Origin of the sequence: Streptomyces sp. NPDC020731 (genome assembly GCF_044334705.1) — a bacterium.
Taxonomy (GTDB): domain Bacteria; phylum Actinomycetota; class Actinomycetes; order Streptomycetales; family Streptomycetaceae; genus Streptomyces.
Genome location: NZ_JBIRTN010000022.1, coordinates 143,249 through 166,204, shown reverse-complemented (window position 1 = coordinate 166,204; position 22,956 = coordinate 143,249). Strand labels below are relative to the sequence as shown.

The window sequence follows — 22,956 nt, the reverse complement described above, 5'->3', positions numbered from 1 at the left end:
CGCTCGTTTGCGCAGCTCAGCGGGATAGGAGGAAGGACGTGCCATGACTCAATCCTTTCACGGAATCGAGTCTCTACCGAACCCGGAACGGTTCAGCGATCGGAGCGGTCCGAAAGGTCTCCCGCTACGTCGTCCCGTCCTTCGGGACGGCACCACATGCTTTGCTGCAAACTCGGAACAGCTGGCAGCTGTACTGATGGAGGAGGCAACGTGTCGACGTGAGGACCGGGCGAGAGTGCGGTCGGCAGGTCACGCTGCGTCAGGGGCACGCGTACACGCTGAAAGGCTCAGACTCGATCGACGAGGCCGTCGGCAGTGCCCGACGAGTCGAGCCGCGGGTGCATCGAGCCGCCGGCTTCCCCGGGCTGTGTGAGATTTCGTGAGACGTGAGAGGGTCTGGGGCGTGAGCGAGACACCACCCAACACCCTGCAATACCGCTTTGACGGGCCGGAAGACGCTCCGGTCCTGATCCTGGGTCCCTCACTGGGTACTACATGGCACATGTGGGACCGGCAGGTCCCCGAGCTGACGAAGCAGTGGCGTGTGTTCCGGTTCGATCTGCCGGGACACGGAGGCGCCCCCGCCCATCCCGCGGGCTCGGTCGCCGATCTCACCACGCGGCTGCTCGTCACCCTCGAAGGGCTCGGCGTACAGCGCTTCGGCTACGCGGGCTGCGCGCTCGGCGGTGCCGTGGGCATCGAGCTGGCCCTGCGCCACCCCGAGCGCCTCGCGTCCCTCGCGCTGATCGCCGCCTCGCCCCGCTTCGGTACGGCGGACGAGTTCCGCCGGCGCGGGGTGATCGTACGGACCAACGGGCTCGAACCCATCGCCCGCTCCGCGCCGGAGCGCTGGTTCACCGGCGGGTTCGCCGCCGCCCAGCCCGCGATCACCGAGTGGGCCGTACAGATGGTGCGCACCACCGATCCCGGCTGCTACATCGCCGCCTGCGAGGCGCTCGCCTCGTTCGACGTGCGGGCAGGACTCGGCAGCGTCGGCGCGCCGACCCTGGTGCTGGTCGGCTCCGAGGACCAGGTCACCGGCCCCGCCGAGGCCCGTACGCTGGTCGCCGGGATCCCGGACGCCCGGCTCGCCGTCGTGCCCGGAGCCTCCCATCTGGTGCCGGTGGAGCAGCCGGCCGCCGTCACCGATCTGCTGGTGCGGCACTTCTCCACCGCCTGGCAGCCCGCCTTCGACACCGCCACCGGCCACGTCGCCCTGCCCGCGGCGGCGGTAAAACCGGTGCCGGTCGCCGCCGCGCCGCAGCAGGTCCCCGTCGCCGAGATCGCCCCGCCTGCCGCACCGCAGCAGCTACGGGGCGGACCGGACGCCTACGACGCCGGACTCAAGGTTCGCCGGGAAGTGCTGGGCGACGCGCACGTCGACGGGGTGCTGGCCGGGACCGACGACTTCTCGGGAGACTTCCAGGAGCTCGTCACCCGCTACGCCTGGGGCGAGGTCTGGGACCGGCCCGGACTCGACCGGCGCACCCGCAGCTGCGTCACCCTCACCGCCCTCGTCGCCGGCGGCCATCTGGAGGAGCTCGCCCTCCACGTCCGGGCCGCCCTGCGCAACGGGCTCACCCCGGACGAGATCAAGGAGGTGCTGCTCCAGACGGCCGTCTACTGCGGCATCCCGGCGGCGAACAGTGCTTTCCGGGTGGCCCAGCAGGTCGTCCGTGAGGAGACCACGCCCCAGGAGTGAGCCCCCGGAGGGGGCTCCGCGCGGCCGTGAACGGGGTGGGGGCAGGATGGATTCATGAAGCTCACGAAGAAGTCGCACTCCTGTGTCCGCCTGGAGAAGGACGGACGCGTCCTCGTCCTCGACCCCGGGATGTTCAGCGAGGAGGACGCGGTCCTCGGCGCGGACGCCGTCCTGGTCACGCACGAGCACCCCGACCACTTCGACGAGGGCCGGCTGCGCACCGTGCTGGAGACCGATCCGGCCGTCGGGATCTGGACCCTGAAGTCGGTGGCGGAACAGCTCTCGGCGGCCTTCCCGGGCCGCGTGCACACCGTCGGCCACGGCGACACCTTCACCGCCGCCGGCTTCGACGTCCAGGTCCACGGCGAACTCCACGCGGTGATCCACCCGGACATCCCGCGCGTCACCAACGTCGGCTACCTCGTCGACGGCGGGAAGCTCTTCCACCCGGGCGACGCGCTGACCGTCCCCGACCGGCCGGTCGAGACGCTGATGCTGCCGGTCATGGCCCCCTGGAACAAGATCTCCGAGGTCATCGACTACGTCCGCGAGGTGAAGCCGCAGCGCGCCTACGACATCCACGACGCCCTCCTCACCGACCTCGCCCGGCCGGTCTACGACCGTCAGATCGGCGCGCTCGGCGGCGCGGAACACCTGCGGCTCGCGCCGGGAGGCTCCGCCGAGCTGTGACCCGGCGGGCAGCGGTCGAGCGTTGTCACAGGCGCCGGGTAGGTTGTGGAACATGCGCATCGCGACCTGGAACGTGAACTCGATCACCGCCCGCCTGCCGAGGCTCCTGGCCTGGCTGGAGAGCAGTGGCACGGACGTGCTGTGCCTCCAGGAGGCCAAGGTCGCCGAGGAGAAGTTCCCGGCGGAGGAGCTGCGCGAGCTGGGCTACGAGTCGGCGGTGAACGCCACCGGCCGGTGGAACGGCGTGGCGGTGCTCTCCCGCGTCGGCATCGAGGACGTCGTCAAGGGCCTGCCGGGCGACCCCGGCTACGAGGGCTCCGTCGAACCCCGCGCCCTCTCCGCGACCTGCGGCCCGGTCCGCGTCTGGTCGGTGTACGTGCCCAACGGCCGTGAGGTGGACCACCCCCACTACGCGTACAAGCTCCAGTGGTTCGAGGCGCTCAGGGCCGCCGTGGCCGGCGACGCGGCGGGCAGCCGCCCGTTCGCCGTCATGGGCGACTACAACGTGGCACCGACCGACGACGACGTCTACGACCGGGCCGACTTCGAGGGCTCCACCCACGTCACCCCCGCCGAGCGCGCCGCCCTCGCCTCCCTGCGCGACGCCGGCCTCTCCGACGTCGTCCCGCGCCCCCTCAAGTACGAGCACCCGTTCACGTACTGGGACTACCGCCAGCTCGGCTTCCCCAAGAACCGCGGCATGCGCATCGACCTGGTGTACGGGAACGCGTCCTTCGCGAAGGCGGTCACGGACTCCTACGTCGACCGCGAGGAACGCAAGGGCAAGGGCGCATCGGACCACGCGCCGGTCGTGGTGGACCTCGACGTGTGACGGCAGCCCGGCCGTCTTCCGACCCCGCGCGCCTGTGGTGTGCGACGCGGTACGAATGACAGGCTGGAGGTATGAACATCCCTTTCCTGGGCAACCGGCGCCAGAAGGCCGGGGTTCCCGGTCCCGAGGGCATCGCGGAACTCCTCGCCGAGTGCGAGCTCTTACGCTCCCAGGCCGACCGGGCGGGGGTCCGACTCGACGACTCCCCGGCCTCGTTGGAGGCGCTGGACCAACTGGTGCCGCGCTGGCGGGACGACGAGGAGAGCTCGGCCTGGCTGGGCAACGACGCGGGGCTGTATCTCGGCACCGTCCTCGTGCGCACCGTGCCGGGGGCCGCCTGGGAGATCCGCGCCGACGGCCAGCCGGTCGTACGGCTCACCTCCGGCCGGGAGTTCGACGTCGTGGACGCCGGACACGAGTGGGCGGCCAACGGCGTGCCCGAGCTGTCCCAGCTGTACGCGGAGGTCGCGGAGGCGTGAGGCCCCGGCCTCCGGCGCCCGGCCCGCGGTCCGGTGTAAATACGGCTAATGACCGAAGAGCGCGTGTCGCGCCATCCCGGTGATCTTGCCCGGATACGTTGCGGCGACCACCGCACGGCTGGCAACGAGTAGGGGCGGGTATGGCCGTCGATCCGCTGATCGAGCTGCGTGACGTCAACAAGTACTTCGGGGACCTTCATGTCCTGCGGGACATCGGGCTCACCGTGGGCAGGGGAGAGGTGGTCGTCGTCATCGGCCCGTCGGGGTCGGGGAAGTCGACGCTGTGCCGGGCGATCAACCGGCTGGAGACCGTCCGGTCCGGCACGATCCTGCTCGACGGACAGCCGCTCCCGCACGAGGGCAAGGCGCTGGCGCGGCTGCGCGCCGATGTCGGCATGGTCTTCCAGTCGTTCAACCTCTTCGCGCACAAGACCGTGCTGCAGAACGTCTCGCTGGGCCAGGTGAAGGTCCGCGGACGCAAGAAGGAGGACGCCGACCGGCGTTCCCGCGACCTCCTCGACCGGGTCGGTGTCGCCGACCAGGCGGACAAGTACCCGGCGCAGCTCTCGGGCGGCCAGCAGCAGCGTGTGGCGATCGCGCGGGCGCTGGCCATGGAGCCCAAGGCGATGCTGTTCGACGAGCCGACCTCCGCCCTGGACCCGGAGATGATCAACGAGGTCCTGGAGGTCATGCGGCAACTGGCCGGTGAGGGCATGACCATGATCGTGGTCACGCACGAGATGGGCTTCGCCCGCTCGGCCGCCAACCGCGTGGTCTTCATGGCCGACGGCCGGATCGTGGAGGACCGCGCGCCCGACGAGTTCTTCGGTGATCCGAGGAGCGACCGCGCCAAGGACTTCCTCTCCAAGATCCTCAAGCACTGACCGGGTGACGCCCGTAGACCCGTCCGCCCGGACCTCGACTACGATGGTCCCTTCATCCCGGTGGGGGAGGGGACTCCGCCTCAGGAGCGGGGACACCGTCACCGGGAGGGGCCCACCGCCCCACGTCCACGGGGCGGCGGAGCAACATCGGCCAGTCCCGTCCGGCGGCAGCCGGAGATCACTGCTCGCGCGGCGGACGCGACCCCGACGTCGGGTCGTCCGCCGACGAGGAGAAGGTCAGCTGCGCGCCGGACGGGTGGTGCTGAACGAGGTCAGTCCGCCCGGTGACTGCCCCGCGCCGCGGCAGCCGGCAGCGCGGTCTGCGCGGCCCTGGTCACGTCCGCGACCAGTTCGACCACATCGGGGCCGTAAGCCTGCGAGTTGATCACCTTCAGCAGCAGCACGAACGAGTTCGAGCCGTGCTTGCGGGCCAGCCGCTCGTGGTTGCGGGCGAGATAGCGGGTCGCGGCCTGATTGGTGATCGCGCGCTGACCGCAGAACAGGAACACCGGCCGCGTCTCGCGCCGTTCACCGGCGGTCAGCCGCGCCAGCAGCACGTACTCGGTGATGCCCGGGTCCATGCGGTAGCGCTCGGAGCCGATCTGGAAGGCGCCCCGGTCCGGGCCCGGCTCCGGGTCGACGTTGACCCGCACTCCCGGCAGCATGGCCGCCATGTGGGCCACCATCCGCCGGTTCGACCCCGGCCCGCCCACACAGAACTCGGTCCGCTCGCCGAAGCCCTGGTGGGCCGCGTCCTGGGTGACCACCTGGAAATGGGCCCCGCAGTCCTTGATCAGCCCGGAGAGCTCCAGCAGCGCGAACACGTCGAAGCGGTGCACCGCCGGTTCCGCCGTCGCCGAGTCGCGGTTGACGACGAGCAGGGACTCGGAGTTCTCCGGCAGGCCGAAGAACGTCTGCTTGCGCCGCAGCTTCCGCCTCCACAGGTAGGTACGGGCGATCCAGCCCAGCGCGGCGCTGATACCGGCGGCCACCACGCCCAGAACGATGTTGCGCACGTCGTCAGTCATGGGCGCGCATGCTAGCGGGCCCACGCAAACCCGTGTTCGAGAGACGGGTCGCGAGGCCCGCCGAACGACGGGACGGCACGCCCCTCGGCATCCCTGACGGGGGCATGGCGACGAACTAGGCTGCGCGAACAGCCGTTTACCGGAGGTGCAGATGCGTCGCCCTGTCGCACGGAATCTCGCAGTCCTGGCGGTCGGTGCCGCCGTACTGTCGGTGGGGGCGGCCCCGCCGCCCGCCCAGTACGAGGCGTCTTCCCGGCACACACCCAAGGTCCCGGTGGCCGTCGGCCACGGCGGCGCGGTCTCCAGCGTCGACGCCGACGCCTCCGCCGCCGGGATCGAGGTCCTGGAGAAGGGCGGCAACGCCGTCGACGCGGCCGTCGCCACGGCCGCCGCGCTCGGCGTCACCGAGCCCTACTCGGCCGGCGTCGGCGGAGGCGGCTACTTCGTCTACTACGACGCCCGCTCCCGCACCGTGCACACCCTCGACGGACGCGAGACGGCCCCGCTGACGGCCGACGCCGGACTGTTCCTGGAGAACGGCGAGCCGATCCCGTTCGCCGAAGCGGTCAGCAGCGGACTCGGGGTCGGCACCCCCGGCACGCCCGCCACCTGGCAGCGGGCGCTCGACAAGTGGGGCGAGCGCGGCCTGGGAACGGTCCTGAAGCCCGCCGAACGCCTCGCCCGCGACGGTTTCACCGTCGACGAGACCTTCCGCGCGCAGACCGCCGCCAACGAGACCCGCTTCCGCCACTTCCCCGACACGGCCGAGCTGTTCCTCCCGGGCGGCGGACTCCCGGCCGTCGGCTCCACCTTCAGGAACCCCGATCTGGCCCGCACCTACCGGGAGTTGCGCCGGGAGGGCGTCGACGCCCTGTACCGGGGCGACATCGGCCGGGACATCGTGAAGACGGTCAACAAGCCGCCCGTGGACCCCGGTTCCGGCTGGAATGCCCGGCCCGGCGAGCTGTCCGAACGCGATCTCGCCGCCTACCGCGCCAAGTCGCAGCCGCCCACGAAGACCTCCTACCGCGGACTGGACGTCTACTCCATCGCGCCCTCCTCCTCCGGCGGGACCACGGTCGGTGAGGCACTCAACATCCTGGAGCGCACCGACCTCTCCGACGCGAGCGACGTCCAGTACCTGCACCGCTTCATCGAGGCGAGCCGCATCGCGTTCGCGGACCGCGGGCGCTGGGTCGGCGACCCCGCCTTCGAGGACGTACCGACGAGGGAACTGCTCTCCCAGCGGTTCGCCGACTCGCGCGAGTGCCTCATCAAGGACGACGCCGTCCTCACCAGCCCCCTCGCCCCCGGCGACCCCCGCGACCCGGAGCCCTGCGCGACGGGCGGCGAGGCCGCCCCGACGACGTACGAGGGCGAGAACACCACACACCTCACCACCGCCGACCGGTGGGGCAACGTCGTCGCCTACACCCTCACCATCGAGCAGACCGGCGGCAGCGGCATCACCGTGCCCGGCCGCGGTTTCCTGCTCAACAACGAGCTGACCGACTTCTCCTTCGCCCCGGCGAACCCGGCCGTGCACGACCCGAACCTGCCCGGCCCCGGCAAGCGCCCCCGGTCGTCCATCTCGCCGACGATCGTGCTCGACCGGTACGACCGGCCGGTGGTGGCGCTCGGCTCGCCCGGCGGCTCCACCATCATCACCACCGTGCTGCAGACACTCACCGGTTTCCTGGACCGCGGACTGCCCCTGGTCGACGCGATCGCCGCGCCGCGCGCCAGCCAGCGCAACACGGCACAGACGGACCTCGAACCCGGGCTGTACGACAGTGAGGTCGGGCAGCGCCTGGAGGCCATCGGGCACTCCTTCCGGGAGAACCCGGAGATCGGCGCGACCACGGCCGTCCAGCGGCTGCCGGACGGCCAGTGGCTCGCGGCGGCCGAGAAGGTCCGCAGGGGCGGCGGCTCGGCGATGGTGGTCCGTCCGACGCGATAGGTCCTGTCGTCGGATTCCCGCCGTTTGCCCGGAGGGCGGGCCCCGCCGCGTCAGGTGCGTGCCCCGGCGTGCGCCGGTCCCGATCCTCGTACCGGACGTACCCGGACCGGGGCCCGGTGCGGCGAGAGGGCGTGCACGGCGTCGCGGGGCAGGCGGGAATTCGACGACAGGGCCCAGACCCCGCAGGGACGCCGGCGCGCTCAGAGTTCGGGTGCCGGCGTCTCCTGCGTACGGAACGTCAGGCGCCCGTCCTCCGTGTCCACCGTCACCCGGCCGCCCTCCTGGACCCGGCCGTCCAGAAGCAGCCGGGAGAGCTGGTTGTCGACCTCCCGCTGGATGGTGCGGCGCAGCGGCCGGGCGCCGTACTCGGGCTGGTACCCGCGCTCGGCCAGCCAGCCCACGGCCGCGTCGGTGAAGTCGACCGCGATGCCCTGGCCCTTCAGCCCGCGCCGGGTGCCCTCCAGCAGCAGGTCGGTGATCCGCCGTAGCTCCTCGACGGTCAACTGGCGGAACACCACGACCTCGTCGATCCGGTTGAGGAACTCGGGCCGGAAGTGCTCCCGCAGCGGCCGCAGGATCTGCTCGCGCCGCGCCTCCTCGTCCGCGTCCGCGCCGCCGGACGCGAACCCCAGGGTCGCGCCGCGCCGGGTGATGGCCTCGGAACCGAGGTTGCTGGTCATCACGATGACCGTGTTGGTGAAGTCCACCGTCCGGCCCTGCGAGTCGGTCAGCCGGCCGTCGTCGAGGACCTGGAGCAGGATGTTGAAGACGTCCGGATGCGCCTTCTCCACCTCGTCGAGCAGCAGCAGCGAGTACGGGTGCCGGCGCACCACCTCGGTCAGCTGCCCGGCCTCCTCGTGCCCCACATAGCCGGGCGGGGCACCCACCAGCCGGCTGACCGTGTGCCGCTCCTGGTACTCGCTCATGTCGAGGCGCACCATCCGGTCCTCGCTGCCGAACAGCGCCTCGGCGAGTGCCCGCGCCAGCTCCGTCTTGCCGACGCCCGTCGGGCCGAGGAACATGAAGCTGCCGATCGGCCGGTCGGGACTGGCGAGCCCCGCGCGGGAGCGCAGCACCGCGTCCGAGACGACGCGCACCGCCTCCTCCTGGCCGACGACCCGCTGGTGCAGATGCCGCTCCAGACCCAGCAGCCGGTCCTTCTCCTCCTCGGTGAGGCGGCTGACCGGGATGCCCGTCTGGCGGGCCACCACCTCGGCGATCGCCTCGGAGTCCACCCACAGGCTCTGGCCCTCGTCGACCTCGTCGTCGCCACCGGTCTCCGCGATCCGCTGCTTCAGCTCCACGATGCGGTCCCGCAGCTGGGTGGCCCGCTCGTACTGCTCGTCGGCGACCGCCTGGTCCTTGTCGCAGGTCAGCTGCTCGACCTCGCGCTCCATGGTCCGTACGTCCGTGCCCTTGGTCCGGGCCCGCAGCCGCACCCGCGCGCCGGCCTGGTCGATGAGGTCGATGGCCTTGTCCGGCAGCCGGCGGTCGCTCAGATAGCGGTCGGACAGCTCCACGGCCGCCGGCAGCGCCTCGTCGGTGTACCGCACCTGGTGGTGGGCCTCGTACCGGTCCCGCAGACCGCGCAGGATCTCGATCGCGTCGGCGACCGTCGGCTCGGGCACCATGATCGGCTGGAAGCGGCGGGCCAGTGCCGCGTCCTTCTCGATCCGGCGGTACTCCTCCAGGGTGGTCGCGCCCACGATGTGCAGTTCGCCGCGGGCGAGGGCCGGCTTGAGGATGTTGCCGGCATCCATCGAGCCGCCCTCGCCTCCGCCCCCGGCGCCGACGACGGTGTGCAGCTCGTCGATGAAGATGATCAGCCGGTCGGAGTGGGACCGGATCTCCTCGACGATGTTGTTCATCCGCTCCTCGAAGTCGCCCCGGTAGCGGGTACCGGCGACCACGCCCGTCAGGTCCAGGGCGACCACGCGCCGTCCGAGGAGTATGTCGGGCACGTCCCCCTCGGTGATCCGTTGGGCCAGGCCCTCCACGACGGCGGTCTTGCCGACGCCCGCGTCACCGATCAGCACCGGGTTGTTCTTGCCGCGCCGGGAGAGCACCTCGACGGTCTGCTCGATCTCGTCGTCGCGTCCGATCACCGGGTCGATACGGCCCTCGCGGGCCAGCGAGGTGAGGTCACGGCCGTACTTGTCGAGGGTCGGCGTGCCGGTCGCGGGGCGGGGGCGTTCGGCGCGGGTCTGCTGCGCCTCGGGGGCTTCCGGCGGGCCTGAGGGGGCGTACCGGGCCGCGTTGAGGATGTGCCCGGCGGCCGAGTCGGGATTGGCGGCCAGGGCGCTGAGCACGTGCTCGGGGCCGATGTAGCCGGCGCCGCTGGTCCGGGCCATCTCGTGCGCGTCCAGCAGGGCCCGCTTGACGGCGGGCGTCAGGGACAGCGAGGTCGGTGGCGGGGCTTCGCCCGGGCCGTGCTGGACGGGGCCGGACCGGTCGTCGATCTGGGACGCCAGGGAGTCGGGGTCGGCGCCGGCCCGGCTGAGCAGGCTCCGGGTCGGCTCGGCGGAGAGGGCGGCGCGCAGGAGGTGCTGGGTGTCCAGGTCACGGCTGCCGTGTTCGGCGGCATACTGGGCGGCGCCGCGCACCAGTTCGCGGGCGGGCTGGCTGAGGAGCCTGCCGATGTCGATCTGGCGGGGGCGCTGTCCGCCGAAGAAGCGGGCGAGGAATTCTGCGAAGGGGTCGCCCTCCGGGCCGACGAAACCACTCGTCATCGTCATCCGTTCCTTCGCTGGGTCGACGTGCCGGGACCGGGTGACCCGGTCGGGGCTCGCTCATGCCCACGATGACACGATCCGTTTGGGCGGGCATGTCCAGCTTCTCGGGGTGGGGCGGAGGTGGGGCTGCGCGGTCCGGCGCTCGCGGGGTGCCTCCCCGGGAGGGGGTATCCCCAGCCCGCCTGTGCCGCTGGGGGTGCTTCCCGGGCCTTCAGGGCACCGGGGGAGGCGCGGCTGCCCGCGGGAGCGCGGGGCGGCAGTGACTGCCTGCGGTTACAGGCGGGCCGTGAGGACGCGAGGCCCCGCATCCGTGATTGCCACCGTGTGCTCCACGTGCGCCGCGCGGGTGCCGTCGTTCGTGCGGAGCGTCCAGCCGTCCGGGGCGGTGTGGTACGTGTCCGTGCCGCCCCCGATCAGCATCGGCTCGATCGCGAGGCACATGCCGTGCCGCAGGGGCATGCCCCGCCCCGGCCGGCCCTCGTTCGGCACGCCCGGGTCCTCGTGCATGCGGCGGCCGATGCCGTGGCCGCCGAAGTCCTCCATGATGCCGTAGCCCGCGCCGCGGCACACCGTGCCGATCGCGTGCGCGATGTCGCCGATGCGGTTGCCGACGACGGCCGCCCCGATGCCCGCCGCGAGCGCCCGCTCGGCCGTCTCGATCAGCCGCACGTCGGCCGGGCGCGGGGTGCCCACGGTGAAACTGATCGCCGAGTCCCCGGCCCAGCCGCCCAGTTGGGCGCCGCAGTCGATGGAGACCAGGTCGCCGTCGCGCAACCGGTAGCCGTCCGGGACGCCGTGCACGATCGCGTCGTTCACGGAGGCACAGATCACGGCCGGGAACGGGGTCGGCGCGAAAGAGGGCCGGTAGCCCAGGAAGGGCGAGGTCGCGCCCGCCGCACGCAGCACGTCCCGCGCCGCCTCGTCCAGTTCCAGCAGGGAAACGCCCACGTCGGCGGCGTTCCGCACGGCCGTCAGCGCGCTCGCGACGACCTGGCCCGCTTCGTACATGGCATCGATCGATGTGTCGGTCTTCAGCTCCACCATGCCAATTACTATACCGGTATTAGAATGGGTGCCATGGTGCGCACCCCCTTGACCCCCGAAGAGCGCGAACGCGGCGAGCGGTTCGGCCGGCTGCTGCGTGAGGCGCGCGGCGACCGCAGCATGGCCGAGGTCGCGGCGAACGCCGGCATCTCCGCGGAGACCCTCCGCAAGATCGAGACGGGGCGTGCCCCGACCCCGGCGTTCTTCACGGTGGCCGCACTGGCCGGCGCGCTCGGCCTGTCGATGGACGAACTGGCGGGGCGCTGCACGGCGACGGCGCCGGAAGCGCCGGTCGCCGCCTGAGTCCGGTGGGCTCACCCACAGGAGTGTTGAAACACGATCGACCCAGCGGGTTCACGACGATGGTCTTGGCAAGGCTGCCCGAGAGGCTTAGGTTCGTCCCTCTACGGCCCCTTCTACGGGCGTAGAGGCTCTGACGTCGCGTCGAAGGAGCAGCTCATGTCCAACGTCGTACGTGCCGCTCTGGTCCAGGCCACCTGGACCGGGGACACCGAGTCCATGCTGGTGAAACACGAGGAGCACGCCCGCGAGGCGGCCCGGCGGGGCGCGAAGGTCATCGGGTTCCAGGAGGTGTTCAACGCCCCCTACTTCTGCCAGGTCCAGGACCCCGAGCACTACCGCTGGGCCGAACCCGTGCCCGACGGGCCGACCGTCCGCCGGATGCGGGAGCTGGCCCGCGAGACCGGCATGGTGATCGTCGTGCCGGTGTTCGAGGTCGAGCAGTCGGGCTACTACTACAACACCGCCGCCGTGATCGACGCCGACGGCACCGTCCTCGGCAAGTACCGCAAGCACCACATCCCGCAGGTCGAGGGCTTCTGGGAGAAGTTCTACTTCCGGCCCGGCAACCTCGGCTGGCCCGTCTTCGACACCGCCGTGGGCAAGGTCGGCGTCTACATCTGCTACGACCGCCACTTCCCGGAGGGCTGGCGGCAACTCGGCATCAACGGCGCCCAGTTGATCTACAACCCCTCCGCCACGCACCGCGGACTCTCGTCCCACCTCTGGCAGTTGGAACAGCCGGCGGCAGCCGTCGCGAACGAATACTTCATCGCCGCGATCAACCGCGTGGGCGTGGAGGAGTACGGCGACAACGACTTCTACGGCACCTCGTACTTCGTCGACCCGCGCGGCCGGTTCGTCGGTGACGTCGCCAGCGACAGCAAGGAGGAACTCGTGGTCCGCGACCTGGACTTCGGCCTCATCGACGAGGTGCGGCAGCAGTGGGCCTTCTACCGTGACCGCCGCCCCGACGCCTATGAGGGGCTGGTGCGGCCGTGACCGACGACCTGCTGGGCCGCCACCGGTCCGTGCTGCCCGACTGGCTGGCCCTCTACTACGAGGAGCCCATCGAGATCACCCATGGCGAGGGACGCCACGTCTGGGACTCCGAGGGCAACCGCTACCTCGACTTCTTCGGCGGCATCCTCACCACCATGACCGCCCACGCCCTGCCCGAGGTCACCAAGGCGGTGAGCGAGCAGGCCGGGCGGATCGTGCACTCCTCCACCCTCTACCTCAACCGGCAGATGGTGGAACTCGCCGAGCGCATCGCCCAGTTGAGCGGCATCCCGGACGCCCGGGTGTTCTTCACCACCTCCGGCACCGAGGCCAACGACACCGCCCTGCTGCTCGCCACCGCCTACCGCGGCAGCAACACGATCCTGGCCATGCGCAACAGCTACCACGGCCGCTCCTTCAGCTCGGTCGGCATCACCGGCAACCGCGGCTGGTCCCCGACCTCGCTCTCCCCGCTGCAGACGCTGTACGTCCACGGCGGTGTGCGCACCCGGGGCCCGTTCGCCGCGCTCGACGACTACGACTTCGTCGCGGCCTGCGTCGACGACCTCAAGGACCTCCTCGGCCACACCCGCCCGCCCGCCGCGCTGATCGCCGAGCCGATCCAGGGCGTCGGTGGCTTCACCTCGCCGCCCGACGGGCTGTACGCGGCCTTCCGCGAGGTGCTGCACGAGCGGGGCATCCTGTGGATCGCCGACGAGGTGCAGACCGGCTGGGGCCGCACCGGCGAACACTTCTGGGGCTGGCAGGCGCACGGCCGCGGCGGACCGCCGGACATGCTGACCTTCGCCAAGGGCATCGGCAACGGCATGTCCATCGGCGGTGTCGTCGCCCGCGCCGAGATCATGAACTGCCTGGACGCCAACAGCATCTCGACGTTCGGCGGCACCCAGATCACCATGGCGGCCGGCCTGGCCAACCTCACCTACCTGCTGGAACACGACCTCCAGGGCAACGCCCGCCGGGTCGGCGGCATGCTCATCGAGCGGCTGCGGGCCGCCGCCGCCCAGGTTCCCGCCGTACGCGAGGTCCGCGGGCGCGGGCTGATGATCGGCATCGAGCTGACCGAGCCCGGCACCGACAAGGCCGACCCGGCAGCCGCGTCCGCCGTCCTGGAGGCGGCCCGCGCGGGCGGCCTGCTCATCGGCAAGGGCGGCGGCCACAACACCAGCACCCTGCGCATCGCCCCACCGCTGTCCCTCAACGTCGCGGAGGCCGAGGAGGGCGCCGCGATCCTCGAGCGCGCCCTGAGGAGCACGTCGTAGCACCGGCTCGTAGAGAGGGAGCACCATGAGCAGCCGTACCGTCATCCGTGGTGGCCTCGTCATCACCGCCGCCGACGAGATCCACGCCGACGTCCTGATCGAGGACGGCCGTATCGCCGCCCTCGCCGCCTCCGGCACCCCGGCCGCCGACGCCTTCACCGCCGACCGGACCATCGACGCCACCGGCAAGTACGTCATCCCGGGCGGGGTCGACGCCCACACCCACATGGAGCTGCCGTTCGGCGGCACCTTCGCCTCCGACACCTTCGAGACCGGCACCAGGGCCGCCGCCTGGGGCGGTACGACCACCGTCGTCGACTTCGCCGTACAGAGCGTCGGCCAGTCCCTGCGCCAGGGCCTGGACGCCTGGCACGCCAAGGCCGAGGGCACCTGCGCCGTCGACTACGGCTTCCACATGATCGTCTCGGACGTCAACGCCGAGACGCTGAAGGAGATGGACCTCCTGGTGGAAGAGGGGGTCACGTCGTTCAAGCAATTCATGGCGTATCCAGGTGTTTTCTACTCCGACGACGGCCAGATCCTGCGCGCCATGCAGCGCTCCGCCGAGAACGGCGGGCTGATCATGATGCACGCCGAGAACGGCATCGCCATCGACGTGCTCGTCGAACAGGCCCTCGCCCGCGGCGAGACCGACCCGCGCTTCCACGGCGAGGTGCGCAAGGCCCTGCTGGAGGCCGAGGCCACCCACCGCGCCATCCGGCTCGCCCAGGTCGCCGGCGCCCCGCTGTACGTCGTGCACGTCTCCGCGACGGAGGCGGTCGCCGAGCTGGCGCGGGCCCGCGACGAAGGCCTGAACGTCTTCGGCGAGACCTGCCCGCAGTACCTGTTCCTCTCCACCGACAACCTCGCCGAGCCCGACTTCGAGGGCGCCAAGTACGTGTGCAGCACCCCGCTCAGGCCGAAGGAGCACCAGGCCGCGCTCTGGCGGGGCCTGCGCACCAACGACCTCCAGGTGGTCTCCACCGACCACTGCCCCTTCTGCTTCACCGGCCAGAAGGAACTCGGCCGCGGCGACTTCTCCAGGATCCCCAACGGTCTCCCCGGCGTGGAGAACCGTATGGACCTGCTCCACCAGGCCGTCCTCGACGGACACATCTCCCGCCGGCGCTGGATCGAGATCGCCTGCGCCACCCCGGCCCGGATGTTCGGCCTGTACCCGAAGAAGGGCACCATCGCACCCGGCGCCGACGCCGACGTCGTCGTCTACGACCCGGGCGCCGAGCAGGTCATGTCCGCCGGCACCCACCACATGAACGTCGACTACTCGGCCTACGAGGGCAAGCGGGTCACCGGCCGCGTCGAGACCGTCCTCTCGCGAGGTGTCCCCGTCATCACCGACCGGGAGTACACCGGGCGGGCCGGACACGGCGTCTACACCCCGCGGTCCACCTGTCAGTACCTCACCTAGGAGAGCCGCGCATGGACTTCGGACTCGTCCTGCAGACCGACCCGCCGGCCTCACGGGTCGTCAGCCTGATGAAGCGCGCCGAGCAGAACGGCTTCACCCACGGCTGGACCTTCGACTCCGCCGTACTGTGGCAGGAACCCTTCGTGATCTACAGTCGGATCCTGGCCGGCACCACGAAACTGAAGGTCGGCCCGATGGTCACCAACCCGGGCACCCGCACCTGGGAGGTCACCGCCTCCACCTTCGCCACCCTCAACGACATGTTCGGCAACCGCACCGTCTGCGGCATCGGCCGCGGCGACTCCGCGATGCGCGTCGCCGGACGCAGGCCCAACACCCTGGCCCGCCTCGGTGAGGCGATCGGCGTGATCCGCGACCTCGCCGAGGGACGCGAGGCCGAGGTCGACGGGCAGCCGCTGCGGATCCCGTGGGTGAGGGACGGGAAGCTGCCCGTCTGGATGGCCGCGTACGGGCCCAAGGCGCTCGCCCTCGCCGGACGGAAGGCCGACGGCTTCATCCTCCAGCTCGCCGACCCCTACCTCACCGAGTGGATGGTGAAGGCCGTACGCGCCGCGGCCGTGGAGGCGGGACGCGACCCCGCGTCCGTCACCGTCTGCGTCGCCGCCCCGGCGTACGTCGGCGACGACCTGGCGCACGCCCGCGAGCAGTGCCGCTGGTTCGGCGGCATGGTCGGCAACCACGTCGCCGACCTGGTCGCCCGCTACGGCGAACACTCCGGTCTGGTCCCCGAGGCGCTGACGTCGTACATCAAGGAACGGCACGGCTACGACTACAGCCACCACGGACGGGCCGGCAACCCGTCCACGGACTTCGTCCCCGACGAGATCGTCGACCGGTTCTGCCTGCTCGGCCCGCCCGAGGCACACATCGAGAAGCTGCGGGCGCTGCGCGAGCTGGGCGTGGACCAGTTCGCCGTGTACGACATGCACGACGCGCAGGAAACGACGATCGACGCGTACGGCGCGGAGATCATCCCGGCACTCGACCGCTGACCGGCACCCCTGCCGGAGAGGACGCCCGGGCGCGGTTGAGCGTACGGCTCCTACCGGGCCGTGCCGAAGTCCTGGGTCCAGTAGGAGCCGGGCTGCGCGAGACCGACACCGATCTCCTTGAACGCGCAGTTGAGGACGTTCTCCTTGTGGCCGGGACTGTTCATCCAGCCGGTCATCACCTGCTCGGAGGTGGAGTAGCCGTAGGCGACGTTCTCGCCGTAGGTGCTCCAGCTGTAGCCGGCGCGGGTGATGCGGTCGCCCGGCGAGGAGCCGTCCGACCCGGTGTGCGACATGCTGCCGCTCGCCGCCATGTCCTTGCTGTGGTCCTGCGCGGCCTTGGTCAGGGTGGTGTTCACCTTCACCGGGGAGCAACCGGCCTTGGCACGCTCGGCGTTGACGAGTTCCACGACCTCGGCGACGGCTCCGGAGGCACTGGCGCCGTCCGTCGCGGCCGGGCTCGGCGTGGTGGGCTTGGGGGCTGCGGTGGTGGGCTTGGGGGCCGCGGTGGTGGGCTTGGGGGCGGCCGTGGTGGGCTTGGGGGCCGCGGTGGTGGGCTTGGGGGCGGCCGTGGTGGGCTTGGGGGCCGCGGTCGTGGGCCCGGAACCGGCTGCCTCGGGGGCCTTCGTCTTCGGCTTGTGCGACGGCTTCGCGCTGCTGTGCTTCGACGTGGTGGGCTTCGAGGCGCTCGCGGTGGCGGTCGGCGTGTCCGACGGCAGGGCCGTGGGCTCACCGTGCTGCTGGCTGCTCCACCGGCTGTACCAGTCGGGGCCGCCCCACCTGTCCTCGGCCCCGGCCGCCGTGCCCCGGTTCTGCGGCTGTCCGTCGCCGGACCAGTCCGTACAGGCCATGGCGACCGAGGGTATGCCTATGACCCCCATGGCGACCGCCGCGACGACCGTCCGCCGGTACTGCTTCTGATGACGATGCTTTCCCATGCGTGACCTCACCTCTGCTGTCCGGAGGCTGGTCATTCTCGGGACGCCCCGGCGCCGGACGCAAAGGGCTCTTCTACTACTGCGCCTCGTAGGCGGGCGAGGGCCTTGCGGCGGGCGGGAGAGCGTGCCGACCTGCCCGCCAGGTGGCCTCCGGAGCGTCTGTCACCCCGTCAGGAGCCCTCGTGTGGCGGAGAAGGCACGACGCTCGGCTTCCCGCCGGATCACCATCCGCCGGGACCCGTCCCGCATTCACGGCAAGACGGACAAGTCCCCCATGTCACCGGAGAGGGTTCTACTAAGCGGCCCGAACAGATCGTCGACTCGTGTGACAGATGTCACGGAACCATCAATTCCGGTTCTTCTCCAGGGCCGCCACCGCCTCCTTGGCGGCCTTGATGGCGCCCTTGTTGATCTCGTCCGTGCCCGGCGCCTTCTTCGACTCGAAGTCGCTGCCGTTGTACGTCACGATCACCAGCGCGTTGGAGGCGCGGGCGACCACCACGCCCTCGCGCGTCTGCTGCTTGTCCTCGGTGGCGAGGTTCACGACGGAGTAGGCGGCGTTCCCGAGCCCGGGGACCGGACCCCCGCCGCTCTTGTCCTCCAGCCGGCCCTGGTACGACCGTTCCGCCGCCTCGTCCGACTCCAGCACCTCGAAGGACACGTCGAGCCAGCGGTACTCGTAGCCCTTGAGCGCGTTCCAGGAACAGGTGCGGCGCAGATCCGAGTCCGTGGACGGTATCTCCTTGCCGGCCGTCTTGGCGCCCGGCACAAGGGACTTGAGGGTCTTCTCGGCGACGCTGTCGCACGGCGCCGGCGCGGCGGTGTACGTCTTCGCCACCTGTGTCCGCGAAGGGGCGGAGGCGGACTGGGTCTTCGTCTTCTCGGTCGGCTTGTCCGCGGCTTCCTGCGGCGCGGCCATCGGACCGGAGGACAGTGCCCAGCCGGCCGCGGCGAGGACGACCACCGGGGACAGGCGCGCGGTCAGGGCGATCGGCAGAGGAAAGGAACGCACGGCGCACTCTTCGTGGGGGACGGTGCGGAGGGAGTCCGCACAGCGGACGGGACGCCAGTGTCACACGCATTGTTGTGGTGCGGAAGGGTCAACTCGCTCCGTAGGCGGGCGATGACGGAGACGTACCCGGCAGTCACGGCCGCACGGCCGCGACCAGCCACACCCCGGCCCGCATCCGCACACCGCCGTCCCGTTCGTACGGCCGCAACGCTCCCTCCAGTTCGGCGCGCAGCCCGGCGGGGACCGTGGCCCGGCGGGGTCCGCGACAACAGGAAGCCGACGGCGTCCGCCGCGTCCCGGCCCCGGACCGCCTCGGTGGTGACCGGGGCGACCTCCACGTCCGTGTATCCGGAGAGGACCTCACGGATACGGGCCGGGTCCGACAGCGACGCCATCGCCCTCCGTACGGCGACCGTGTCCGGATCGGGCTCGTCGACGAGCCGGGCGAACGGGCCGAACGCCCGCGTCTCCTCCGAATCGGGCCCCGGCGGTTGCGGGCAGACGAACGCGAGCCGCCCTCCCGGGCGCAGGGCCGCAGCCGATGTCGAGGACGCGGTCGCCGGGCGCGACGGCCGCCGTCTCGAACAGGGCGTCGTTCACTCCCGTCGGCATCGCGTCGTAGCGGGACCGGTGGTCGGCCCAGTGGGTGCCGACGGAGCCGTTCCACGCCTCGGCCCGACGGGAGTCGGCGACGTGGATCACGAGATCTCCTGAGCGGTGTGGGAGGCAAGCGCGGTCTCGATGCGGTCCACGGCGGCGAACGCGCCGTAGGCGACGAGGTGCACCAGGCAGTGGTCCCTGGCCCGCGAGCGTGGGGAGGAGGTGCCGCCGGCCCTGCTCGCCATCCAGGAGGCGAGCGCGAGGCGATACGGGAACTGCGGGCCACTCTGGAGGTGTTGCGCACGGACGAGCCGGCCGGGACACCCCAGCAGCTCGTGGAGCGCGCCCGCGCGGCGGGCCTCGCCGTCGAGCTGACCGTCACGGGCGACGCGCGGGCCCTGGACGTGACCGTCGGCCGGGCCGCCTACCGCATCGTCCAGGAGGCCCTCACCGACGTGGCCCGGCACGCGGGACCGGCGAAGGTCTCCGTCCGACTCGAGCACGAGGACGTGGAGTTGACGACCCGTTACGTCTTCGAGGCGCTGCGCGCGGGCGCGAGCGGATTCTTGCTGAAGGACACCGAACCGGCCGACCTGCTCCAGGCCGTCGAGGTCGTGGCAAGCGGCGAGGCGCTGCTGTCGCCCTCGGCCACCCGTATCCTCATCGGCGAGTTCGTGGCCCGCCCCCCGGACCGGTCCACACCTCCCGGCCTGAAGTGCCTCACCCGGCGGGAACGAGAGGTGACCGCGCTCGCGGCCCGGGGGCTGACCAACGAGGAGATCGCCGACCACATGGTGACCAGCCCGTTCACGGCCAAGACCCACATCAGCCGCGCGATGACCAAGCCGGGCGCGCGTGACCGTACCCAACTGGTCGTGTTCGCTTACGAATCAGGGCTGGTGACGGCGCGCGGGCAGTGAGGCCGACGGTCAGGGCACCCGGGCGGTCCACTCCGGCGTGGTGAACTTCGTCCGTGCCAGTTCCTCCGCGAGGGCCAGCTCCTCGTCCGTCACCTTGCCGTCCACCGACCCGTACCGGGCGCGGAACGAGTCGATCATCCGCTCGATGACGGCCTCGCGCGGCAGACCGGTCTGCCGGCGCAGCGGGTCCACCCGCTTCTTCGCGCTCCTCGTGCCCTTGTCGGACAGCTTCTCCCGTCCGATGCGCAGCACGTCGAGCATCTTGTCGGCGTCGATGTCGTAGGCCATCGTCACGTGGTGCAGCACCGCGCCGGGGCCGCCGTCCGGGCCCACGATCCGCTTCTGGGCGGCGCCCGCGATCTTGCCCTGGTCGGTGGCGATGTCGTTCAGCGGCTGGTACCAGGCCCGGATCCCCATCTCACCGAGCGCGCCGAGCACCCAGTCGTCGAGGTAGGCGTAGCTGTCCTGGAACGACAGCCCCTGGACCAGCGTCTCCGGCACCGACAGCGAGTACGTGATGGTGTTGCCGGGTTCCACGAACATCGCGCCGCCGCCGGAGATCCGGCGCACCACCTCGATGCCGTGCCGCCGGGCGCCCTCGGCGTCCACCTCGTTGCGCAGCGACTGGAAGCTTCCGATGATCACCGCCGGGGCGCCCCACTCCCACACCCGCAGCGTCGGAGGACGCCGGCCCGCGGCGACCTCGGCGGTCAGCACCTCGTCCAGTGCCATGTGCAGGGCGGGGGACTGCGGGCCCTCGTGGACCACCTGCCAGCCGTAGTCGGTCCAGTCGGTGGCGTGCGCGAGCGCGCGACGCACCGCGATGCCGACGCCCTCCGAGGTGAGCCCGTACATCACGGTCCCCTCGGGGAGGGCCGCGTCGATCCGCGCGGCCAGACCGGCCGCGTCGGTGTCGGCGGGGGCGCCGTCCAGGGCGCGGTTCACGGCGTCCAGAGCCTCGTCGGGTTCGAGGAAGAAGTCGCCCGCCACGCGCGCGCGGCGCAGCACGCCGTCCTCCACGTCCACGTCCACGACGACGAGCTTGCCGCCGGGAACCTTGTACTCACCGTGCACGGCTCCGCCTTTCACTGCTGCCGAGAACGCCAACACCGGCGGGGGCGGGGATGTTCCCCGCCCCCGGACCGGCGGGAGGTCAGACGGCCCCGGCGGCGGTGGACACCGCGACGGTCCCGTCCCCCGGCTGCGGGTGCACACAGTGCCAGCGGTGTCCGTCCGGGCCGTCGGAGGCGGCCGGGAACGCGGTGGCGCACGCGTCGTCCGCCTTCCAGCAGCGGGTGCGGAACGGGCAGCCGGAGGGCGGGTTGGTCGCCGAGGGCACCGGGCCGTGCAGCACGATCCGCTCGGGACGCTCCAGCAGACTGGGCGTCGCCGACAGCAGCGCCTCGGTGTAAGGGTGGCGGGAGTCGCCGGAAACGTGGGCGGCCCGGCCCTCCTCCACCACACGGCCGAGGTAGAGCACCGCGATACGGTCGGCCGGATAGCGCACGGTCTGCACGTCGTGGGAGATGAGGACCATGCCCAGGCCGAGCCGCGAGCGCAGGTCCACCAGGAGGTCGAGGATCTGGGCGCGCACCGACACGTCCAGGGCGCTGGTGGGCTCGTCGGCCACGATCAGCTCCGGCTCCAGGGCCAGCGCGCGGGCGATCGCCACGCGCTGGCGCTGGCCGCCGGACAGCTGCCCGGGCAGAGCCTCCAGGGTGTGCCCGGGCAGGCCGACCAGATCCAGCTGCTCGCGCACGCGCTGCTCGCGCACGCGCTGCTCGCGCACGCGCTGCTCGCGCACGCGCTGCTCGCGCACGCGCTGCTCGCGCACGCGCTGCTCGCGCTCCGCGCGGGTGCCGCGCTCGTGCACGTCCAGCGGGTCCCGCAGGATCCGGCGTACGGGCAGCCGCGGGTTCAGAGCCGTCGAGGAGTCCTGGAAGACGACGCCGACGCTGGCGCCGAACCGGCTGCGGCGTTCCGCGGCGGGCATCTGCCACAGATCCTGACCCTTGAAGTACACGTGACCCTCGGTCGGGCGCTGGAGCCCGGTGACCACCCGGGCCAAGGTGGACTTGCCACAGCCCGACTCGCCGACCAGGCCGAGGATCTCGCCGCGCCGGACCTCCATGGAGGCGTCGGTCAGGGCGTGGACGGCGTCCCGGCGCAGGAGGCCACCGCTGCGCGCCTTGTGCCGGACGTGGATGCGGTCGAGCCGGACGAGCGGGTCCATGTCCCGATCGCTACAAGAGCTGTCGGGAAGACTCGATTGATCAGCGCGCCCCCACTCCATACGCTGTCCAGGTAAGTCCTGTCTGACCTGCTCGGCAGGTCCGGTGCCCTGCTCCACGACCACAGTCCGTGGTCCGGACGTGTGAGCCCCGGCACCCCGGGCCGAAAGTGGAACACGGGTCGATGAGAACGCCATGCTCGCCGCAGCGCGCGGCCGGGAGCCGCTGAACCATGATCACGAAGCTCTCCGCGGTGCTGCCCGACCTCGCGCCCTGGCGCTCCTCCCGGGACTTCCGCCTCCTGTGGGCGCAGGGCCTGGTCACCTACCTCGGCAGTGTGATGGCACTGATCGCGCTGCCGCTCCAGATCAAGGAACTGACCGGCTCCCCGCTCGCGGTGGGCGCGATGGGCGCCGTCGAACTGGTGCCGCTGGTGGTCTTCGGCCTGTACGGCGGGGCGCTCGCGGACGCGGTCGACCGGCGCAAGGTCATCGTGCTCACCGAGGCGGGACTGGGACTGCTGGCCGTCGTCCTGCTGCTGAACGCGCTGCTGCCGCACCCCATGCTGTGGCCGCTGTACGTGGTCGCGGCCGGAGTGGCGGCACTCGCCGGACTCCAGCGCCCCGCCCTGGACTCGCTGCTGGCCCGGATCGTCCCGCACGACCAGCTCGCCGCCGCGGCCGCGCTGAACGCCCTGCGCTGGCAGGCGGGCGCGATCGGCGGACCCGCGCTGGCCGGCCTCGTGGTGGGGGGGGGGGGGGCCCCCCCCCCCCCCCCCCCCCCCCCCGGGGGGGGGGGGGGGGGGGGGGGGGGGGGTGGGGGGGGGGCCCCCCCGCCCCCCCCCCCGCCCGCCCCCCCCCCCCCCCGGGCGGGGCAAACC

General features: G+C 71.8%; 21 protein-coding genes. 13 read left to right on the top strand and 8 right to left on the bottom strand.

The annotated features are described in order from the left end of the window. The first annotated feature begins 403 nt into the window (after positions 1–403). The 5 genes from pcaC to ACH4VX_RS29975 all read left to right on the top strand — a co-directional run bounded on the left by pcaC (position 404) and on the right by ACH4VX_RS29975 (position 4,587). Positions 404–1,702, top strand: coding sequence for a 4-carboxymuconolactone decarboxylase (gene pcaC, locus ACH4VX_RS29995; RefSeq protein WP_398371743.1), 1,299 nt, complete (start codon positions 404–406; stop codon positions 1,700–1,702). Between the two features lie 54 nt (positions 1,703–1,756). Then, positions 1,757–2,392, top strand: a complete 636-nt coding sequence (locus tag ACH4VX_RS29990) for an MBL fold metallo-hydrolase (RefSeq protein WP_398371742.1) — start codon at positions 1,757–1,759, stop codon at positions 2,390–2,392. A 52-nt stretch (positions 2,393–2,444) separates the two neighbouring features. Continuing rightward, positions 2,445–3,224: an exodeoxyribonuclease III gene (locus ACH4VX_RS29985; RefSeq protein WP_398371740.1), complete on the top strand. Its 780-nt coding sequence runs from the start codon at positions 2,445–2,447 to the stop codon at positions 3,222–3,224. 71 nt (positions 3,225–3,295) lie between these two features. Further along, positions 3,296–3,703, top strand: coding sequence for a DUF6278 family protein (locus ACH4VX_RS29980; protein WP_398371738.1), 408 nt, complete (start codon positions 3,296–3,298; stop codon positions 3,701–3,703). A gap of 140 nt (positions 3,704–3,843) precedes the next feature. Further along, positions 3,844–4,587 (top strand): amino acid ABC transporter ATP-binding protein, encoded by a 744-nt coding sequence (locus ACH4VX_RS29975; protein WP_398371736.1) that lies wholly within the window; start codon positions 3,844–3,846, stop codon positions 4,585–4,587. Between the two features lie 272 nt (positions 4,588–4,859). On the opposite strand, the gene ACH4VX_RS29970 is transcribed toward ACH4VX_RS29975, so the two are convergent. Beyond that, a complete protein-coding gene (locus tag ACH4VX_RS29970) occupies positions 4,860–5,615 on the bottom strand; it encodes a hypothetical protein (protein WP_398371734.1) in 756 nt (251 codons plus the stop codon). Positions 5,616–5,766: 151 nt separating this feature from the next. On the opposite strand from ACH4VX_RS29970, the gene ggt reads away from it, so the two are divergent. Further along, positions 5,767–7,575 carry a gamma-glutamyltransferase gene (gene ggt / locus ACH4VX_RS29965; protein ID WP_398371732.1) on the top strand — a complete coding sequence of 603 codons (1,809 nt, stop codon included), beginning with the start codon at positions 5,767–5,769 and terminating at the stop codon, positions 7,573–7,575. A gap of 200 nt (positions 7,576–7,775) precedes the next feature. Here ggt and ACH4VX_RS29960 read toward each other — a convergent pair whose 3' ends face one another. Both ACH4VX_RS29960 and map read right to left on the bottom strand, forming a co-directional pair. Further along, entirely contained in the window at positions 7,776–10,304 is a 2,529-nt protein-coding gene (locus ACH4VX_RS29960) for an ATP-dependent Clp protease ATP-binding subunit (RefSeq protein WP_398371752.1), read from the bottom strand. 276 nt (positions 10,305–10,580) lie between these two features. Continuing rightward, complete coding sequence (gene map, locus ACH4VX_RS29955) at positions 10,581–11,351, bottom strand: type I methionyl aminopeptidase (RefSeq protein ID WP_398371731.1); 771 nt, start codon at positions 11,349–11,351, stop codon at positions 10,581–10,583. Between the two features lie 33 nt (positions 11,352–11,384). Between map and ACH4VX_RS29950 the strand changes: the two genes are divergently transcribed. The 5 genes from ACH4VX_RS29950 to ACH4VX_RS29930 all read left to right on the top strand — a co-directional run bounded on the left by ACH4VX_RS29950 (position 11,385) and on the right by ACH4VX_RS29930 (position 16,378). Further along, complete coding sequence (locus ACH4VX_RS29950; RefSeq protein ID WP_398371729.1) at positions 11,385–11,654, top strand: helix-turn-helix domain-containing protein; 270 nt, start codon at positions 11,385–11,387, stop codon at positions 11,652–11,654. 156 nt (positions 11,655–11,810) lie between these two features. Then, positions 11,811–12,653 (top strand): nitrilase-related carbon-nitrogen hydrolase, encoded by an 843-nt coding sequence (locus tag ACH4VX_RS29945; RefSeq protein WP_398371727.1) that lies wholly within the window; start codon positions 11,811–11,813, stop codon positions 12,651–12,653. Beyond that, entirely contained in the window at positions 12,650–13,936 is a 1,287-nt protein-coding gene (locus ACH4VX_RS29940) for an aspartate aminotransferase family protein (RefSeq protein WP_398371725.1), read from the top strand. Before ACH4VX_RS29945 ends, ACH4VX_RS29940 begins: the two co-directional genes overlap by 4 nt. A gap of 25 nt (positions 13,937–13,961) precedes the next feature. Beyond that, positions 13,962–15,365 (top strand): dihydropyrimidinase, encoded by a 1,404-nt coding sequence (gene hydA, locus ACH4VX_RS29935; protein ID WP_398371724.1) that lies wholly within the window; start codon positions 13,962–13,964, stop codon positions 15,363–15,365. Between the two features lie 11 nt (positions 15,366–15,376). Next, entirely contained in the window at positions 15,377–16,378 is a 1,002-nt protein-coding gene (locus ACH4VX_RS29930; RefSeq protein ID WP_398371722.1) for a TIGR03842 family LLM class F420-dependent oxidoreductase, read from the top strand. Positions 16,379–16,428: 50 nt separating this feature from the next. On the opposite strand, the gene ACH4VX_RS29925 is transcribed toward ACH4VX_RS29930, so the two are convergent. The 3 genes from ACH4VX_RS29925 to ACH4VX_RS29915 all read right to left on the bottom strand — a co-directional run bounded on the left by ACH4VX_RS29925 (position 16,429) and on the right by ACH4VX_RS29915 (position 19,170). Beyond that, positions 16,429–17,313, bottom strand: coding sequence for a CAP domain-containing protein (locus ACH4VX_RS29925; protein WP_398371720.1), 885 nt, complete (start codon positions 17,311–17,313; stop codon positions 16,429–16,431). 346 nt (positions 17,314–17,659) lie between these two features. Beyond that, positions 17,660–18,325 (bottom strand): hypothetical protein, encoded by a 666-nt coding sequence (locus tag ACH4VX_RS29920; protein ID WP_398371718.1) that lies wholly within the window; start codon positions 18,323–18,325, stop codon positions 17,660–17,662. 698 nt (positions 18,326–19,023) lie between these two features. Beyond that, entirely contained in the window at positions 19,024–19,170 is a 147-nt protein-coding gene (locus tag ACH4VX_RS29915) for a hypothetical protein (RefSeq protein WP_398371717.1), read from the bottom strand. A 51-nt stretch (positions 19,171–19,221) separates the two neighbouring features. Here ACH4VX_RS29915 and ACH4VX_RS29910 point away from each other — a divergent pair, with 51 nt between their 5' ends. Next, on the top strand, positions 19,222–19,845 hold the full coding sequence (locus ACH4VX_RS29910; protein WP_398371715.1) for a LuxR C-terminal-related transcriptional regulator: 624 nt from the start codon (positions 19,222–19,224) through the stop codon (positions 19,843–19,845). A gap of 9 nt (positions 19,846–19,854) precedes the next feature. Here the strand turns inward: ACH4VX_RS29910 and ACH4VX_RS29905 are convergent, their stop codons facing one another. Together ACH4VX_RS29905 and ACH4VX_RS29900 are read right to left on the bottom strand one after the other, a co-directional pair. After that, positions 19,855–20,919 carry a biotin/lipoate A/B protein ligase family protein gene (locus tag ACH4VX_RS29905; protein ID WP_398371714.1) on the bottom strand — a complete coding sequence of 355 codons (1,065 nt, stop codon included), beginning with the start codon at positions 20,917–20,919 and terminating at the stop codon, positions 19,855–19,857. Between the two features lie 79 nt (positions 20,920–20,998). Continuing rightward, positions 20,999–22,078: an oligopeptide/dipeptide ABC transporter ATP-binding protein gene (locus tag ACH4VX_RS29900; RefSeq protein ID WP_398371712.1), complete on the bottom strand. Its 1,080-nt coding sequence runs from the start codon at positions 22,076–22,078 to the stop codon at positions 20,999–21,001. A gap of 230 nt (positions 22,079–22,308) precedes the next feature. On the opposite strand from ACH4VX_RS29900, the gene ACH4VX_RS29895 reads away from it, so the two are divergent. Continuing rightward, a partial coding sequence (locus tag ACH4VX_RS29895) for an MFS transporter (protein WP_398371711.1) occupies positions 22,309–22,956 on the top strand: 648 nt, incomplete at its 3' end.

Coding starts and splice junctions, on each gene's coding strand:
- ACH4VX_RS29990 (WP_398371742.1), top strand. CDS start 1,757: ATGAAGCTCACGAAGAAGTCGCACTCCTGTGTCCGCCTGGAGAAGGAC.
- ACH4VX_RS29985 (WP_398371740.1), top strand. CDS start 2,445: ATGCGCATCGCGACCTGGAACGTGAACTCGATCACCGCCCGCCTGCCG.
- ACH4VX_RS29980 (WP_398371738.1), top strand. CDS start 3,296: ATGAACATCCCTTTCCTGGGCAACCGGCGCCAGAAGGCCGGGGTTCCC.
- ACH4VX_RS29975 (WP_398371736.1), top strand. CDS start 3,844: ATGGCCGTCGATCCGCTGATCGAGCTGCGTGACGTCAACAAGTACTTC.
- ACH4VX_RS29970 (WP_398371734.1), bottom strand. CDS start 5,615: ATGACTGACGACGTGCGCAACATCGTTCTGGGCGTGGTGGCCGCCGGT.
- ggt (WP_398371732.1), top strand. CDS start 5,767: ATGCGTCGCCCTGTCGCACGGAATCTCGCAGTCCTGGCGGTCGGTGCC.
- ACH4VX_RS29960 (WP_398371752.1), bottom strand. CDS start 10,304: ATGACGAGTGGTTTCGTCGGCCCGGAGGGCGACCCCTTCGCAGAATTC.
- map (WP_398371731.1), bottom strand. CDS start 11,351: ATGGTGGAGCTGAAGACCGACACATCGATCGATGCCATGTACGAAGCG.
- ACH4VX_RS29950 (WP_398371729.1), top strand. CDS start 11,385: ATGGTGCGCACCCCCTTGACCCCCGAAGAGCGCGAACGCGGCGAGCGG.
- ACH4VX_RS29945 (WP_398371727.1), top strand. CDS start 11,811: ATGTCCAACGTCGTACGTGCCGCTCTGGTCCAGGCCACCTGGACCGGG.
- hydA (WP_398371724.1), top strand. CDS start 13,962: ATGAGCAGCCGTACCGTCATCCGTGGTGGCCTCGTCATCACCGCCGCC.
- ACH4VX_RS29930 (WP_398371722.1), top strand. CDS start 15,377: ATGGACTTCGGACTCGTCCTGCAGACCGACCCGCCGGCCTCACGGGTC.
- ACH4VX_RS29925 (WP_398371720.1), bottom strand. CDS start 17,313: ATGGGAAAGCATCGTCATCAGAAGCAGTACCGGCGGACGGTCGTCGCG.
- ACH4VX_RS29915 (WP_398371717.1), bottom strand. CDS start 19,170: ATGGCGAGCAGGGCCGGCGGCACCTCCTCCCCACGCTCGCGGGCCAGG.
- ACH4VX_RS29900 (WP_398371712.1), bottom strand. CDS start 22,078: ATGGACCCGCTCGTCCGGCTCGACCGCATCCACGTCCGGCACAAGGCG.